Origin of the sequence: Actinoplanes sp. NPDC023714, assembly GCF_040639855.1 — a bacterium.
Classification (GTDB): Bacteria; Actinomycetota; Actinomycetes; order Mycobacteriales; family Micromonosporaceae; genus Actinoplanes.
This window is the reverse complement of the sequence record NZ_JBFAAR010000005.1, coordinates 33701-48494: the sequence shown is the minus strand read 5'-3', so window position 1 is coordinate 48494 and position 14794 is coordinate 33701. Positions and strand designations below refer to the sequence as shown.

The window sequence follows — 14794 nt, the reverse complement described above, 5'->3', positions numbered from 1 at the left end:
TCGCTTCTTCTTCAGAGGCGGGCTAGATCGGGGCGGATCTCCTCGACCGAGGCGAGCCGGCGCTGGAGGCGCACGATCTTGCCGGCCTTGTCGACGAGCACGACCGCCGCGGTGCCGTCGGGGGCTTCGAGGGCGAGGTGCCGGCGCAGGCCGCCGGTCGGGTCCTGGAGGAAGCTGACCGTCTTGCCGTCGGCCTGCGGAGTCTGCGCCGGGGGCAGCTTGATCGTGCTGCTCGTCGCACCGGGAGTGGTGACCGTCGACGAGACGGCGATGACCGCGATGTCCGGTTCGACCAGGGAGACGGTCTCGGCGATGAGGTTCTCGCAGTCGCAGCCGTCGGTCAGGATGATTACCGCGGGTAGTCGGTTCACCAGGGAGACGGTCTGCCCGTTGGTCCCGACGAGCTCGAGCGCGGGCAGCTTGCCGGCCGGGTCGGCGGTGGTGTTCGCGGTGCGCTGGGTGGCCGGCTGACGCGGCGGGCCGGGCCAGGTCGAGGCGAACAGGCTCGCCACGGTGACCAGGATCGCCATCGTGATGATCAAGGCGGGGGTGCGTACCGCGAGCGTCCCGAGACGCCGCACCCGGCGCATCGCCGGCCTCTCCAGGAACCGCCGCCACCCGGTGGCGGGCACGGCCGTCCTCAGCTCGGCACGGACCGCCGCGACCTCCTCGGAGAGCTCCGAGAGGTCGTCCGGAATGACGATGACCCCCCACTCCTCAGGGAGGTCAGGCAGATCGTCGTTGGCACCGCCGTCCGGCGGCCAGCCGCCGTTGTCGCTCGCGCCAGCCATGACTCAACCTCCCCCCTGGCCGACCAGATCCTGCTTCGGTCGGGGAACTCCTGTCCAGCGTCCCGCACGCGGGGCCGCATCGCCAGTGGTGCGTCATTGCGGACCTTAGCGATAAGCTTGATCTGACAAAGCCATCAGGTCCGGAATTTCCGACTCGCTGGCGTTACTCGTGACGTCCTCGTCACTTTGCGTTACTTAGGCAGCTTCTCGCTTCGCTGTCAAGCGGGAGAAAGCCCCGTCACATGCCCCCTGAGCTGCACTAACAGTGACCGCCAGGGCGAGACACCGCCGCCTGGGCGTGTTACCCTAGACACAGCGAAAGGGGTTTCGAACCTATGGTTTTCAGTGTCGGCGAGACCGTTGTTTACCCCCACCACGGGGCCGCACTCATCGAGGCAATCGAGACTAGGGTCATCAAGGGCGTTGAAAGGCAGTATCTCGTTCTGCGTGTCGCCCAGGGCGATCTGACTGTTCGGGTGCCCGCTGAGAACGCCGAAGAGGTCGGCGTGCGCGAAGTGGTTGGCGAAGAAGGCCTGGGCAAGGTCTTCGACGTCCTGCGTGCTCCGCACACCGAGGAGCCGACCAACTGGTCGCGGCGTTACAAGGCCAACCTGGAGAAGCTTGCTTCCGGCAACCCGCTGAAGGTTGCCGAGGTCGTTCGTGACCTCTGGCGTCGTGAGCGTGAGCGTGGCCTGTCCGCAGGCGAGAAGCGCATGCTCGCCAAGGCCCGCGACATCCTGGTCGGTGAGGTGGCCCTCGCTGAGAAGAGCACCAAGGACGAGGCCGAGGTCCTGCTCGACAAGGTCCTCACCGAGGCCTGATCCACCCGACGCAACCACTCCTCAAAACTGTGTCCGACGACCGCGACGTGACCGCGCAGCCCAGTGCTCGCGGTGACGTCGCGGTCGTCGTTCCGGCCGCGGGCGCCGGCGTCCGGCTCGGTCCGGGCGCGCCGAAGGCGCTCCGTCTCCTCGACGGCGAGCCCCTCCTCGTCCACGCGATCCGCCGGATCGCCGCCGCGCCCTCGGTCGCCATGATCGTGGTCGCCGCGCCGCCGGCCGACGTCGACGCCGTGCGGTCTCTGCTCGCCGATGTCGCTCCGGTGACCGGCGATGCGGGGCGTCCGGTCGCTTCGGTCGCCGGGGGTGCCGGGCCTTCGGTCGCTTCCGTCGCCGGGGGTGCCGGGCTTCCGGTTGCTTCCGTCGCCGGCGGTGCCGGGCGTCGAGTCGCTTCCGTCACCGTCGTGGCTGGTGGTGCCGAGCGGCAGGAGTCGGTCGCCGCGGCTCTCGCCGTCGTTCCGCCGTCGCTGCCGATCGTGCTGGTCCACGACGCGGCGCGCTGCCTCACCCCGGTCTCCGTCTTCGAACGCGTGGCCGCCGCGGTCCGCGACGGCGCCGACGCGGTCATCCCGGTCCTCCCGGTGGTCGACACGATCAAGGAGGTCGACGCGGAGGAGCGGGTTCTCGGCACCGTCGACCGTTCCGTCCTGCGGGCGGTGCAGACCCCGCAGGGCTTCCGGGCCTCGGTGCTGCGCGCGGCCCACGCGGCGGCCGCCGACTCCCACACCGACGACGCCGGGGCGGTCGAGAAGCTGGGCCGGCCGGTGCGCTGCGTACCCGGCTCCGACCTGGCCCTGAAGATCACCCGCCCGATCGACCTGGCGGTGGCCGCTCACTTGCTCACGCTGCCCGAGCAGCCCTGACGCTCGCGGGCAGCCGGCGGGCGTAGGCTCGCCGGGTGATCATTCCGCGGGTCGGTATCGGGACCGATGTGCACGCGTTCGACGCCGGGCGGCCCTGTTGGGTGGCGGGACTGCACTGGCCGGACGAGCCGGGGCTGGCCGGTCATTCGGACGCCGATGTGGCGGCGCACGCGGCCTGTGACGCTCTTCTCTCCGCGGCCGGGCTCGGCGATCTGGGCAGCAACTTCGGCACCAGCAGGCCGGAATGGGCGGGTGCGGCCGGGGTGGCGCTGCTCGAGGAGTCGGCCGGCCGGGTGCGCGCGGCCGGGTTCGAGATCGGCAACGTGTCGATTCAGGTGATCGGGAACCGGCCGAAGATCGGCAAGCGGCGCGCCGAGGCGGAGAAGGTGCTGTCCGAGGCGGTCGGTGCACCGGTCACGGTGGCCGGCACCACGACCGACGGGCTGGGGCTGACCGGCCGCGGCGAAGGGCTGGCCGGCACGGCGGTGGCGCTGATCTACCCGACGGCCTGAAACGCGCGGCTCTGCCGGCGGCCCGAAACACGCGGCTCTGCGCCGGGCCGCCTGAAACACGCGGCTCCGCGCCGGGCGATCTGAGACGCCGGGCGGCCTGAGACGCCCGGCGGTTGCGAGCATCCGGCGGTCCGGAGCATCCGGCGGTCGGGAGCATCCGGCGGTCGGGAGCATCCGGCAGTCCGGCCCCGCGCGGCGGTCTGGTGACCAGCGACACCGGGTCGGAGGGGCGGGTCATCGGGCATGATCACTGCCATGAGCGTTGTGCTGCCGGAAGTCGCCCGGAACCTGATCGACAATCCCACCTACGTGGTGCTCACGACGATCAACCCGGACGGCTCGCCGCAGTCGACGCCGATCTGGGTTCGGCGGGACGGGGACGACGTCGTCTTCTCCACGGTGCGGGGGCGGCAGAAGACCCGGAACATGGAGCGCGACCCCCGGGTGTCGATCTGCGGTTACGACCCGGCGCAGCCGTACTCCTACTTCACGGTCGAGGGGACTGTCACGCTCGTCGATGACGAGGGTGACCTGATCAGCGAGCTGAGCTACAAGTACGCGAACGAGCCGTGGACCGCGGACGGGCCGGACGTCGTGCGGGTGGTGTGCCGGCTGACCCCGACTCACGTGATCTTCAGCTAGACCGCTTACTCTCGGCATCGTGTCCGCCCCCATGGAGCCCGAGACCACGCCTGAGGAGCATCGGCAGCGGGCGCTTCTGCTCGCCGACCTCGGCCGCTACGACGAGGCCGCCGAGGAGATCGCCGCCGGGTTGAGCAGTGCGCCGCAGGAGGCCGCGCTGCTCGCCACGCTCGCCACCATTCACCTGGCCGCCGATCAGCCGGCCGAGGCCCTCGCGGCCGCCGACCGGGCCGCGGCGAGCACGCCGACGGCGCTGGGGGCGCTGGTGGTGCGGGCCATGGCGCTCACCGACAGCCGGCGGTTCGGCGACGCGGCCCGGATCGCCGAGGGGATCCTGGCCGAGTGGCCCGAGGACGCGTACGCGCAACGCACCGGCGCCGCCCTGCTGAGTGAGGCGCGCAACGGCCAGGAGGCGCTGAACGCCGCGTGGAACGGCGTCCGCGTCGCCCCCACCGAGGCCGAGGCGCACCTGGTCCTGGCCGTCGTGGCGGCCCGGCTGAGGCTGTTCGACCTGGCGCAGCGGGCCTACGGCGAGGCGCTGGAGCTGGACGCCACGATCGGGGACGCCGCCGGCGAGGTGGGCATCGTCCGCTTCGAGCGCCGCCGGTGGGCGCGGGCACTGGAAGACCTCGCCGAGATGGCGTCGCTGGGCGTGCCACCAGAGCAAAGCGCGCAAGAAGACCGAAATCCTGAAATGTCCGAGATGTTGGGGACGCCGGAGAAGCCGCGCGGCCTCGTCCTCGACCTCTCCGCCGAGTCGGCCGGCGCGGTCCGCGGCACCGTGCTCTACGCCGCCGGCGGCACCCTCGTGGCGGCCGTCCTGACCGCCGCGATGACGCTGGTCAGCTCCGGGATCTCGCGCGTCTGGTCCGGCATGATCGGCGTGCTGATCGTGGGCGCCGTGGTGTTCTGGTTCAGCAGCCGGCTGCCGGAGCGGGGCGGCGCGGTGCTGGCCCGGCTGCGCTCGGCCGACCGGAAACTCGCGGCCGCCGTCTACCTGACGTTCGCGGCGCCGGTGTTCCTGCTGCTCTACACGGTGGTCGGCGGGCTCGTCCCGCTGGTCACGGCCATGGTCCTGGCCGCCGCGGCGGAACTCCTGGTGACGATCAGCAGACGCTGAGGAACAACCATGGTTGTCCGTTTCCGGCGCCGCCATTAGGTTCGGAAACGTGTCGACTATGGTGCCTCCGCTGTACGCAGGGCTGGTCGATGACGCGTCCCTTCTTCCGCCCAGCCCGATCGGCCTCGCCGACGGGGTGGCGAAGTACGACGAGCACGCCTCCTCGTGGTACGCGGACCTGATCGGCTCGCTGCTGGTCCCGGCCTCGATCGTGGGCGCCGGCCCGCTGCCCCGGGCCAGCGCCGGGCTGATCGGTGACGTGCCGATCGCGAACCTGCCGGTGACCGTGGAGAAGCTGCGCGCCGCCGGCCTGGGTGTCGAGCACGTCGAGGCGCCGGTGGCCCGGCGGGGCGAGGATCCGCAGCCGGGGCTTGCCGCGCTCCGGCAGTTCGCGGCGGTGCAGGGTGACCTGCGCCTGTACGCCGAGATCCCGCTGAGCTGGGGTCTCCTCGCGGCGCTGGACACCGTCGTGGAGGCCCGCGCGCAGGGTCTGCCGATCTCGCCGAAGTTCCGGGTCGGCGGGCTCGCGGCCGAGCTCTTCCCGACCCCGGTCGAGCTGGCCGCGGTGATCTGCGCCTGCCGTGACCGGGATCTGCCGTTCAAGCTGGCCGCCGGTCTGCGGCACGCCACCCGGCACACCGATCCGGAGACCGGGTTCACCCACCACGGCTTCCTGAACGTGCTGATCGCCGCGCTGACGGCGGCGGAGGGCGGCGAGGTGGCCGAGGTGGCCGAGGCGCTGGCCGCCACGCACCCGGTTCCGCTGGTCGAGCCGGCCCGGGCGCACCGCGACGAGCAGCGGCCGCTCTTCACCGGGTTCGGCGCCGCGAACGTGGTGGAGCCGCTCACCGAACTGGTGCGTCTGGGGCTCATCAACGGCGGCTACGAGTAGGCGTGAAAGAATCCGGTATGTGACCCGGGTGCTGCTACGAACTCTGGCGGCCGTGGTTCTGCTGGTCGCCGCCACGCTGATCGGCTGCCGGGTGCTCGCTCCCGCCGAGGTGCTGGCGAGCGCGACCGCGCCGTACCCTCCTCTGACCCTGCGTCCGGCGGGCGTGACCGGCCGGCTCAACGTGGCGCCGCTCGTCGTCGACGGCCGGGTGCGCGTCTATGCCGCGAAGCATCAGATCCGGGCGGACGGGCCGGTCGACGGCCGGACCGTCTATACCGCGCGCTGGTCGCTGCGTCGCTGGCCGGCGCAGCTCAGCGGGGTGGTCGCGAGTGACACCACGGTGGTCTCCCGCTGGTCCGACGGCGACGTCGTGGCGATCGACGCCCGCTCCGGCGAGATCATCTGGCGCGCCGAGGGTCCGGAGGCGCCCGGCTATGCGGGCCATCGCACCGGGGCTTCGGCGGTCTGGACACCGCCGGGTCTGCGGTCCGCCGCCGGCGGCGTCGTGGTCATCGAGGATCAAGAGCTTGTTTCGTACGCCGTGAGCACCGGGGCTGTCCGATGGCGGGTTCCGCGTCCCGCCGGCTGTGAGGAGAGCTTCACGACCTCGTCCGGGGTGGTCGCCTGCACCGAGGGCGGTGCCTGGAACGCGGCGACCGGGGAGCCGGTGACCGGGCTGCCGTCCGCCCCGTGGACGCCGATCGGCTGCGAGCCGGACGGCTCGGCCTGTGCCGGCCTGCGCGACGCGGCCGGCCGGGGCTGGATCGACGGCAAGCGGGCCACCGCGCTCGACGATCCGGCCGCGACCGTGGCCGGCGGCGTCGTGGTGGTCACCGCCGCGGACGCGGTGACCGGGCGCACGGCCACCGGCGAGCCGCTGTGGACGTGGCCGGCCACCGCCCGGGTGCTCGGCGGGAACGGCTCGACGGTCCTGCTCCTGACCCCGGAGAACACGCTCGTCGGCGTGGACGCCGGCACCGGGGTGAAGACGATCGAGTTCCCGCTCGCGATGGGGAACGAGAGCACCGAGTGGAAGCCGGGGCTGTTCCGGATCGCCGGCGGATATCTGGCCATGGAGCGCCTGCGCACCGACGCGCCGGAGGACGACCCGGAGTCGCCGATCTACTACCTGACGCTCGACACGGTGATCGTCGCCGCCCTCTGAGAGGGCCCGTGCCGTCGGCCACCGAGAAGCGGGCCGGGAGGAGTCGTCAGGTCAGCCGCGGGAGCAGGGCCGCCCAGGCCTCCTCGGCCGCCCCGGCGATCGGGCCCTCGTCGTCGCCGAGCGCGGTCGGCAGGACCGGCGGCGGGGCGTCGCGGTGGATCAGCATGAGGCCGTCGAGGTAGGCCGCGTGGATCGCCTCGGGCGCGGCCGCCAGCAGGTCCACGCCGAGGCCGCCCAGCGTCACGAGGTCAGCGTCCAGGCCGTTGACCAGTCCCGCGATGCCCCGGCCGAGGGCGGCGGCGACCGAGGTGACCGCGGCCGCCTCGGCCGAGCCGGGCGAGGCCGCCGCCGTGGCGATCACCCGGCGGGCGTAGGTCACCGGGTCGCGCGGCGGCGGCTCGCCCAGGAAGCGGGCCAGTGCGGTGCCGTCGACGGCCGTGCCCCAGCAGCCCGGGGCGCCGCACGGGCAGCGGATCGCCGGGTCGCCGAACGGCATGTGGCCGAACTCGCCGGCCGCGCCCCGGGCGCCGATCACCGGGCGGCCGTCCTCGACCACGGCGCCGCCGAGCCCGCCCTCGATCCGGAGGTGGACGGCGACCGAGGCGCCCGCGGCGGCCCCGCGCCGGGACTCGGCCGTGGCGGCGAGCGTGGCGTCGTTGCCGGCCACGAAGACGCCGGCGTCCGGCCACAGCGCGGTGAGGTCGACGTCGTGCCACCCGGCCGTGGACGCGTCGAGGCGCAGGGCCCGGGACACGGTCCCCGGCACGGATACGCCGACCGCGCGCGGGCGGTCCCCGTACCGGGAGAAGAGCTCGGCAATCGCGGCCGTGACGGCCGCACGCACCTCGTCCCACCCGGCGGCCGCGTGTCTCCCGGACCGCGTCGCGGCGGTGGCACCGCCCAGCTCGACCACGTCGATCCGCCAGGCCTCGTGGGTGATCGCCACCGCCAGCACGACCGGGCCCTCCGGATGCGGCAGCAGCACTGTGGTCGGCCGGCCGCGGCTGCCGCTCGGCGCGGCCGGAGCCTGGACCAGCAGCGCCGCCCGGCTCAGCTTGGTGACCAGCTCGGTCGCCGCGCCGGTGCCGACACCGAGCAGCCGGGCGGCGTCGGCGCGGGTGACACCCGGCCGGTGGTGCACCACCCGGAGCAGCTCGGTGGAACGCGTCGTCACGGCGACTCCCTGGGACGGGCCGGGAAGCCCTTAGAGGGCGGCCTCCGCGGCGGCCAGGAACCGGTCGTTCTCCTCGGGGGTGCCGACCGTGACCCGGACGCCCTCGGGGTGGAAGCCCCGGACGATCACGCCGCGGCTCTCGCAGGCGGCGGAGAACTCGGCGGTGCGCTCGCCGAGCGGCAGCCAGACGAAGTTGGCCTGGCTGTCCGGGACGTCGACGGAGAGCTTGCGCAGCGCCTCGGTGAGCCGGGTGCGCTCGGCGATGACCAGGGAGCAGCGGCGGCGCATCTCCTCCTCCTGGTCCAGGGCCGCGAGCGCCGCCGCCTGCGCGACGGTGCTCGTCGAGAACGGGGTGACGACCTTGCGGATCGTCGCGGCCACCTCGGGCTGGGCCACCAGGTAGCCCATCCGCAGGCCGGCCAGGCCCCACGCCTTGCTCATGGTGCGCAGCACCACCACGTTGGGCCGGTCGCCGTAGGTCCGCAGCGCGTCCGGGACGTCCGGGTCGGTGACGAACTCGCGGTACGCCTCGTCGAGCACCACCAGCACGTCGGAGGGCACCGCGTCGAGGAACCGGTCGATCTCGGCCTTGCGCAGTGAGGTGCCGGTCGGGTTGTTCGGGTTGCAGACGAAGATCATGCGGGTCCGGTCGGTGATCGCCGCCGCCATCGCGGTGAGGTCGTGCCCGTGCCCGGCGGTGTTCGGCACCCGGATGCTGGTCGCGCCGCCGCCGGCCGCGATGATCGGGTACGCCTCGAACGACCGCCACGAATAGATGATCTCGTCGCCCGGCAGGCAGGTGGTCTTCGCGAGGATCTCGGCGAGGGCGACCGAGCCGCAGCCCGTCACGACCCGGTCCGGGCTGACGCCGAAGCGCTCGCCGATCACCTCACGCAGGCGGACCACGCCCATGTCCGGGTACCGGTGCACCGTCGTGACGGCCTCGGTCACGGCCTCCACGACGCCGGGGAGCGGGCCGTACGGCACCTCGTTGCTCGCCAGCTTGATCGCCTCGTCGAGGCCGAGCTCGCGGACGAGGTCGGCGATGTTGCGGCCGGGCACGTAGTTCGGCAGCGCGTCGAGGTCGGGGCGGGTGAGCCGGGTCATCGAGGTCCTCCGGGAGAGTTTGCCGGGACGGTGGGCTGGGCGCCGGGCGGCACGGCGACGACGACCGTGGCGGCCGCCTTGTCGTGCCAGGCCTGGCGCAGTCGGGGGTCGAAGACGGGGGAGAGCGAGGCGAAGAACTGGATCACCAGGCCCACCCCGCACCACCAGAAGAGGGTCCACATGCCGAGCCGGGCCCAGCGGGTGAAGGCGCGGCCGAAGCCGAGCGGCGCGGTGCTCTCGACCGGCACCACCTTGATCCCCATGGCCCGCTTGCCGAGGGTCTGGCCGCGGTTCGCGGTCGACGGGGCCTCGTAGAGCAGCCAGAGCAGGGTGGCGACGAGCACGATGGCGATCGACAGGGTCTGCATGCGGGAGGTGGGCTCGGCCACCGTGGCGCCGGCGCTGTTCGCCTCGAGCTGGCGCATGTAGTCCTGCAGGATCGGGTTGAAGTCCTGCCAGTACTGGTAGACGAACCAGCCGTTGACCACGATGTTGAGCAGCAGCACCGCGACGATGTCGATGAGCCGGGCGGCGAGGCGCCGGCCCAGGCCGGCCAGCGGGAGACCGTGCGGCATCGCCTGCGGCATGGGATAGAGGTATGCGTGCGGGGGCTGCCCGGCCCAGGTGGGCTGGCCCTGCTGCCAGTTCGGGGGCGGCTGCTGCCAGCCGGGCGGAGGCTGGGTGCCCGGAGGCGGTTGCGTGCCCGGCGGGGGCTGCCAGCCCTGCGGCGGCTGCTGCGGTCCCCAGCCCGGCTGCTGACCCCAGCCGGGCGGCGGGCCGTAGGCGGGCGGCGCCTGGTGCGGCCCTGCCTGGTGCGGCCCTGCCTGGTGCGGTCCTGCGTGGTGGGGTGGCGTCTGGTGGTTGGGGGGCTGCGGCGGCGCGAACGCCTGCGGCGCGGTGGCGGGCTGCGCGGGCGCCGGCTCCGGCTCGCCGGCCGGGGGCTCCGGCTCGTCCGCGGGCGGACCCTCCGGCGGGACCGCGTCGGCCGGGATGGCCCGGCCCAGCCAGCCCTCACCGTCCCAGTAGCGCTGGGTGCTGGTGTCGGCCGGGTCCTTGTACCAACCCGCGGGAAGGGAACTCATGCGCAAACCTTCTACCAGAACGACCTGACCGTTCCCTGCGGGCCGGTCTCGTGATCTCAGTGTCCCAGGTCGCCCCGACGCTGTCCGATAGCCATTGGCACAGCGGAGCAAACTGCGCAGTATGTACGGTACTTTCGCCCGGTGACTGAGCAGAGTGTCCAACTCGACGGCCTCGATGCCCGGCTGCTCGAGCTTCTCGCCGCGGAACCGCGCATCGGTGTGCTGGAGCTCTCCCGCCGGCTCGCGGTGGCCCGCGGCACCGTGCAGGCGCGGCTCGACAAGCTGATCGCCCGCGGCGCGATCAAGGGGTTCGGCCCGGAGGTGGCGCCCGCCGCGATCGGTTTCGGGGTGACCAGCTTCGTGACCCTGGAGATCCGGCAGCGGTACGGGCACGACGCCGTCGCCTCGCACCTCGCCGAGATCCCCGAGGTGCTGGAGGCGCACACGATCACCGGCAGCGGCGACATCCTCTGCCGGATCGTGGCCCGGGCCAACGCCGACCTGCAGCGGGTGATCGACCAGATCGTCGGCTACGAGGGGATCGTCCGCGCCCACACGATCATCGCGCTGGCCGAGCTGATCCCGTACCGGACCGGACCATTGGTGAAATCAGCCCAGATATCGGGTTGACACGGGCATTCCACGCTCAGCGCTGAAGTCGATCGTGGTCATTACCCTGCCGGAATGGCCTCGGGCGGGGGTTCCCTGAAGGGCTACACGGTGCTCATCACCGCTGTGGTCGTCACGGTGCTGGCCACCACCGGCGTGTGGAACCCGTTTCCCCAGGTCTGGGAGTGGGTCAACACGAGCGAGCCGGTCGCGCCGGGCAGCCGCTGGCAGCAGCGCCTCGGCGGCACCCCGCAGAGCGTCGCCATCGTCGGCGACGCCGTGGTCGTCGAATACCGGAACTCGGTCGAGGCGTACGGGCTCACCGCTGCCGTCCCGCTCTGGAAGTCGGACGCCGACTGGGCCACGATCGCCGGGAAGGGCGCGGACGCCGTCGTGGTCACCGGCAAGCTGCTGACCAAGGGCTATCAGGTGCTCGACGCGCGGACCGGCGCGGTCCGGCGATCCGACACCACGGCCGGCGCGGTATGGGCGTACCGGGACGCGATCGTGGACCTGAGCTGCTCCGGGGGCGACGACTGCCGGCTCACCGCGTGGGACCCGAAGAGCGGCAGCGAGATGTGGAACGTCGGCACCGGCGGCATCGGGTTCGTGCTGGACGCCGCGAACCCCGACCTGCCGGACACCAAGCGGCTCGTCTCCGGGTACGTGGACGACGACGTGGCCGGGCCGCCCCCGATGCCCGGCCTGCTGGGCCTGCCGAACGACGGCCGGATCCGGGTGATCGACACGGCGAAGGGCCGGCTCGTGCAGACCATCCGGCCGGGCCGGGAACAGAAGGTGTCGGTCGTCGGCGGCCGGGTCCTCACGATCACCGGCACCCCGGGCGACGGCACCTGCTACTACGAGGTGGTGGCGACCGACCCGCCCGGTGACGCGGTGGTGTGGCGCAGGGACGGGCTCAATCTGCGTACGGCGGAGAACGGGTCGGACTGCGAGCAGGGGCGCGACCCGGCGGGCGGGTACAACGTGGTGCTCGGCGTCGACCCGTACGGCCGCGAGGTGCTGATCAATGCGAACGACGGGCGGAACCTCTGGTACGGCGACAAGGAGTCCGAAGTGCTGGCCGTGAACGACTCCTACGCGGTCATCCGCAAGGGGGATTCACTGCGCGGGTACTCGTTCGGCAAGGACAAGGCGGTGTGGCGTCAGCCCGGCGGGGACAAGGCCGGCGCGGCGCTCACGCCGTACGCCGCGGTCTTGGTCTGGAAGAACCGGGTCATGGCGCTCTCCCCGTCGAACGGGGCGGTCCGTGCCGATGTCCGGACGAATGCGAAAGTCTTCGCCGTCGGGCCGGACGGAATGATCGCAGTCTCCGGACGGGACATGGCTTACCTGGCTTTCTCCTGAATGCCTTAGGCTTGCCGCTCATGAGCAGAGGCGCCGCTTTCACCTACTCGCCGCTCTTGCCGACCGGCGAGGACCTGACCGAGTACCGTCTGGTCACGGACGAGGGTGTGGATGTCGTCGAAGGTCCGGGAGGCCGCCGGTTCCTCACCGTCGAGCCGTTCGCGCTGACCCAGCTCACCGCCGAGGCGATGCACGACATCGCGCACTACCTGCGCCCGGCGCACCTCGCCCAGCTGCGCGCGATCATCGACGACCCGAAGGCGTCGCCGAACGACCGCTTCGTCGCCCTCGACCTGCTGCGCAACGCGAACATCGCGGCCGGCGGCGTGCTCCCGATGTGCCAGGACACCGGCACCGCGATCGTGATGGGCAAGCGCGGCCGGCACGTGCTCACCGACGGCACCGACGAGGCGGCGATCGCGCTCGGCGTCTACCAGGCCTACACCCGGCTCAACCTGCGGTACTCGCAGCTCGCGCCGCTGACCATGTGGGACGAGAAGAACACCGGGACGAACCTGCCGGCGCAGATCGAGCTCTACGCCGAGGACCCGGGCGGCCAGCCGGACGCCTACAAGTTCCTCTTCATGGCGAAGGGCGGCGGCTCGGCCAACAAGTCGTACCTCTACCAGGAGACCAAGGCGCTGCTGAACCCGCAGCGGATGATGCAGTTCCTGGACGAGAAGCTGCGCCTCATCGGTACGTCCGCCTGCCCGCCCTACCACCTCGCCGTGGTGGTCGGCGGCACCAGCGCCGAGCACGCCCTGAAGACCGCGAAGCTCGCCAGCGCGAAATACCTGGACAACCTGCCCACCTCCGGCACGATGCTGGCGCACGGCTTCCGCGACCTGGAACTGGAGGCCGCGGTCCTCGAGCTGACCCGCGACTTCGGCATCGGCGCGCAGTTCGGCGGGCGATACTTCTGCCACGACGTCCGGGTCATCCGGCTGCCCCGGCACGGCGCTTCCTGCCCGGTCGCCATCGCGGTCTCCTGCTCCGCCGACCGCCAGGCGGTCGCCAAGATCACGCCGTCCGGGGTCTGGCTGGAGCGGCTCGAGACCGACCCGGCGCGGTTCCTCCCCGACGTGGATCTCGGCGAGGAGCCGGTGGTTCAGGTCGATCTCAACCGGCCCATGTCCGAAATTCGGGCTGAATTGAGCAAATATCCGGTCAAGACGCGACTTTCCCTGACGGGTCCTCTGGTGGTGGCCCGCGACATCGCACACGCGAAGATCGCCGAGCGGCTGGATGCGGGCGAACCGATGCCGCAGTACCTGCGCGACCACGCGGTCTACTACGCCGGCCCGGCGAAGACCCCGGAAGGGTACGCGTCCGGCTCGTTCGGCCCCACCACGGCGGGGCGGATGGACTCGTACGTCGAGAAGTTCCAGGCCGCCGGCGGCTCGATGGTGATGCTCGCCAAGGGCAACCGCTCCCAGCAGGTCACCGACGCCTGCAAGACCTACGGCGGCTTCTACCTCGGCTCGATCGGCGGCCCGGCCGCGCGGCTCGCCCAGGACTGCATCCGGCACGTCGAGGTGCTCGAGTTCCCCGAACTCGGCATGGAGGCGGTCTGGAAGATCGAGGTAGAGGACTTCCCCGCCTTCATCGTCGTCGACGACAAGGGCAACGACTTCTTCGCCGAGGTGACCAAGCCGGTCCTGAGCATCGGCAGGCGCTGACCGCCGGCCCTCCTCCGCACCCCTCACGCGCTTCCACTCACCCGCGCCCGTTCGGGCTTTCGTGCCCGTTCGGGTTCCCCGCGCCCGCGTGCCCTGCACCCGCTCGCGTGACCCGCGCCCGCTCGCGTGCCCTCACTCGCGATCTTGTGAAGCTCTGCAGGGCCGGTCCTGCCGGAAGTCACAAGATCGCGGGGAGGGGTGGGCGCTCTGCCGCGATCTTGTGAAGTTCTGCTGGGGCGGTCCTGCCGGAAGTCACAAGATCGCGAGGGGGGCGGGAGGGGGAAGGGAGCGGGAGGGGCGGGGCGAGGGGAGAAGGGTGCGGGGGTGCCGGGAAGAGGGTTAGCTGGGGCAGTAGCCGGCCACAGGGCTCAGCCACTCGGTCAGCTGGGTTTTGAGTGTTTTGTCCAGGTCTTTGGTGGTCTTGATCTTCTCGATGTAGTCGCGGTTCTTCGCGCTCTTCTCAATCTTGGTGGCTGAGGTGGCGCCGGCCTCTTTGAGCTCCGGGTTCTCGGCGTCCTCGGTCTGCTTGCGGATCTGGGTGCCGACCGACTTGAGTTCGGCGGCGGCTGCCTTCTCGGCCTTCTCCGCCTCGTCGGTCTGCTTCGCCTCCTTGTGGGCGATCATCTTGCCCAGCTCGGTGCCGAAGTCGCCGAGGTCGGCGGTGAACACCTTGTCCAGCTCGCCGCAGACCTTCTCGGTGTTCTCCGAGTAGTCGGGCGCGGGCTCGGTGGTGGCCGGGGCGGCCGAAGCGGTGACGGCGGCCGGCGCCGCGATCTCGCTGGTGTTCGCATCGCTCTCACAGGCGGCGCCGGTCAGCAGTACGCCACCGGCGAGCGCGGCCAGGATGGCGCGTCGCATCAGGGGGATCCTCTTCGTCGGGGTACCAAACTCAGCCGACGGTACGTTCCGTTCGCTACCGCGTCCAACCGTGAGTGATCATCGAGATACGAA

15 protein-coding genes are annotated in these 14794 nt (G+C 71.9%); 10 read left to right on the top strand and 5 right to left on the bottom strand.

Translation table 11 applies throughout. From position 1 onward, the window contains the following. Positions 1-11: 11 nt before the first annotated feature. Positions 12-791, bottom strand: coding sequence for a hypothetical protein (locus tag AB0G10_RS22985; RefSeq protein WP_360925155.1), 780 nt, complete (start codon positions 789-791; stop codon positions 12-14). Positions 792-1126: 335 nt separating this feature from the next. Between AB0G10_RS22985 and AB0G10_RS22980 the strand changes: the two genes are divergently transcribed. The 7 genes from AB0G10_RS22980 to AB0G10_RS22950 all read left to right on the top strand — a co-directional run bounded on the left by AB0G10_RS22980 (position 1127) and on the right by AB0G10_RS22950 (position 6824). Next, positions 1127-1612: a CarD family transcriptional regulator gene (locus AB0G10_RS22980; RefSeq protein WP_014447856.1), complete on the top strand. Its 486-nt coding sequence runs from the start codon at positions 1127-1129 to the stop codon at positions 1610-1612. Positions 1613-1659: 47 nt separating this feature from the next. Then, positions 1660-2493: a 2-C-methyl-D-erythritol 4-phosphate cytidylyltransferase gene (locus AB0G10_RS22975; protein WP_360926420.1), complete on the top strand. Its 834-nt coding sequence runs from the start codon at positions 1660-1662 to the stop codon at positions 2491-2493. Between the two features lie 35 nt (positions 2494-2528). Continuing rightward, complete coding sequence (ispF, locus tag AB0G10_RS22970) at positions 2529-3005, top strand: 2-C-methyl-D-erythritol 2,4-cyclodiphosphate synthase (RefSeq protein ID WP_360925152.1); 477 nt, start codon at positions 2529-2531, stop codon at positions 3003-3005. Positions 3006-3260: 255 nt separating this feature from the next. Further along, a complete protein-coding gene (locus AB0G10_RS22965) occupies positions 3261-3647 on the top strand; it encodes a PPOX class F420-dependent oxidoreductase (protein ID WP_360925148.1) in 387 nt (128 codons plus the stop codon). A gap of 19 nt (positions 3648-3666) precedes the next feature. Further along, positions 3667-4767 carry a hypothetical protein gene (locus AB0G10_RS22960; RefSeq protein ID WP_360925145.1) on the top strand — a complete coding sequence of 367 codons (1101 nt, stop codon included), beginning with the start codon at positions 3667-3669 and terminating at the stop codon, positions 4765-4767. Between the two features lie 49 nt (positions 4768-4816). Then, positions 4817-5659 carry a hypothetical protein gene (locus AB0G10_RS22955; protein WP_360925142.1) on the top strand — a complete coding sequence of 281 codons (843 nt, stop codon included), beginning with the start codon at positions 4817-4819 and terminating at the stop codon, positions 5657-5659. A gap of 28 nt (positions 5660-5687) precedes the next feature. Beyond that, positions 5688-6824, top strand: coding sequence for a PQQ-binding-like beta-propeller repeat protein (locus AB0G10_RS22950; protein ID WP_360925139.1), 1137 nt, complete (start codon positions 5688-5690; stop codon positions 6822-6824). A 46-nt stretch (positions 6825-6870) separates the two neighbouring features. Here the strand turns inward: AB0G10_RS22950 and AB0G10_RS22945 are convergent, their stop codons facing one another. From AB0G10_RS22945 to AB0G10_RS22935, 3 genes are read right to left on the bottom strand one after another with little or no spacing between them, the layout of a single operon-like run. Then, on the bottom strand, positions 6871-7998 hold the full coding sequence (locus AB0G10_RS22945) for an ROK family protein (RefSeq protein ID WP_360925137.1): 1128 nt from the start codon (positions 7996-7998) through the stop codon (positions 6871-6873). A gap of 30 nt (positions 7999-8028) precedes the next feature. Next, complete coding sequence (hisC, locus tag AB0G10_RS22940) at positions 8029-9105, bottom strand: histidinol-phosphate transaminase (RefSeq protein WP_360925135.1); 1077 nt, start codon at positions 9103-9105, stop codon at positions 8029-8031. Further along, the gene (locus tag AB0G10_RS22935) at positions 9102-10187 is read right to left on the bottom strand and encodes an RDD family protein (protein WP_360925132.1); all 1086 of its coding nucleotides are present in this window, start codon (positions 10185-10187) and stop codon (positions 9102-9104) included. Before AB0G10_RS22935 ends, hisC begins: the two co-directional genes overlap by 4 nt. Positions 10188-10328: 141 nt before the next feature. Between AB0G10_RS22935 and AB0G10_RS22930 the strand changes: the two genes are divergently transcribed. The 3 genes from AB0G10_RS22930 to AB0G10_RS22920 are packed head-to-tail and all read left to right on the top strand — an operon-like array spanning position 10329 to position 13843. Beyond that, the gene (locus AB0G10_RS22930) at positions 10329-10817 is read left to right on the top strand and encodes an Lrp/AsnC family transcriptional regulator (protein ID WP_360925129.1); all 489 of its coding nucleotides are present in this window, start codon (positions 10329-10331) and stop codon (positions 10815-10817) included. 54 nt (positions 10818-10871) lie between these two features. Then, the gene (locus tag AB0G10_RS22925) at positions 10872-12164 is read left to right on the top strand and encodes a hypothetical protein (RefSeq protein WP_360925126.1); all 1293 of its coding nucleotides are present in this window, start codon (positions 10872-10874) and stop codon (positions 12162-12164) included. Positions 12165-12184: 20 nt separating this feature from the next. Beyond that, positions 12185-13843 (top strand): fumarate hydratase, encoded by a 1659-nt coding sequence (locus AB0G10_RS22920; protein ID WP_360925123.1) that lies wholly within the window; start codon positions 12185-12187, stop codon positions 13841-13843. Between the two features lie 339 nt (positions 13844-14182). On the opposite strand, the gene AB0G10_RS22915 is transcribed toward AB0G10_RS22920, so the two are convergent. Then, positions 14183-14701, bottom strand: coding sequence for a hypothetical protein (locus tag AB0G10_RS22915; protein ID WP_360925120.1), 519 nt, complete (start codon positions 14699-14701; stop codon positions 14183-14185). Positions 14702-14794: the final 93 nt, after the last annotated feature.

Excerpts from the sequence above, each read along its gene's own strand:
- AB0G10_RS22915 (WP_360925120.1), bottom strand. The coding sequence starts at position 14,701 with ATGCGACGCGCCATCCTGGCCGCGCTCGCCGGTGGCGTACTGCTGACC.
- AB0G10_RS22980 (WP_014447856.1), top strand. The coding sequence starts at position 1,127 with ATGGTTTTCAGTGTCGGCGAGACCGTTGTTTACCCCCACCACGGGGCC.
- AB0G10_RS22935 (WP_360925132.1), bottom strand. The coding sequence starts at position 10,187 with ATGAGTTCCCTTCCCGCGGGTTGGTACAAGGACCCGGCCGACACCAGC.
- AB0G10_RS22925 (WP_360925126.1), top strand. The coding sequence starts at position 10,872 with ATGGCCTCGGGCGGGGGTTCCCTGAAGGGCTACACGGTGCTCATCACC.
- AB0G10_RS22985 (WP_360925155.1), bottom strand. The coding sequence starts at position 791 with ATGGCTGGCGCGAGCGACAACGGCGGCTGGCCGCCGGACGGCGGTGCC.
- hisC (WP_360925135.1), bottom strand. The coding sequence starts at position 9,105 with ATGACCCGGCTCACCCGCCCCGACCTCGACGCGCTGCCGAACTACGTG.
- AB0G10_RS22920 (WP_360925123.1), top strand. The coding sequence starts at position 12,185 with ATGAGCAGAGGCGCCGCTTTCACCTACTCGCCGCTCTTGCCGACCGGC.
- AB0G10_RS22965 (WP_360925148.1), top strand. The coding sequence starts at position 3,261 with ATGAGCGTTGTGCTGCCGGAAGTCGCCCGGAACCTGATCGACAATCCC.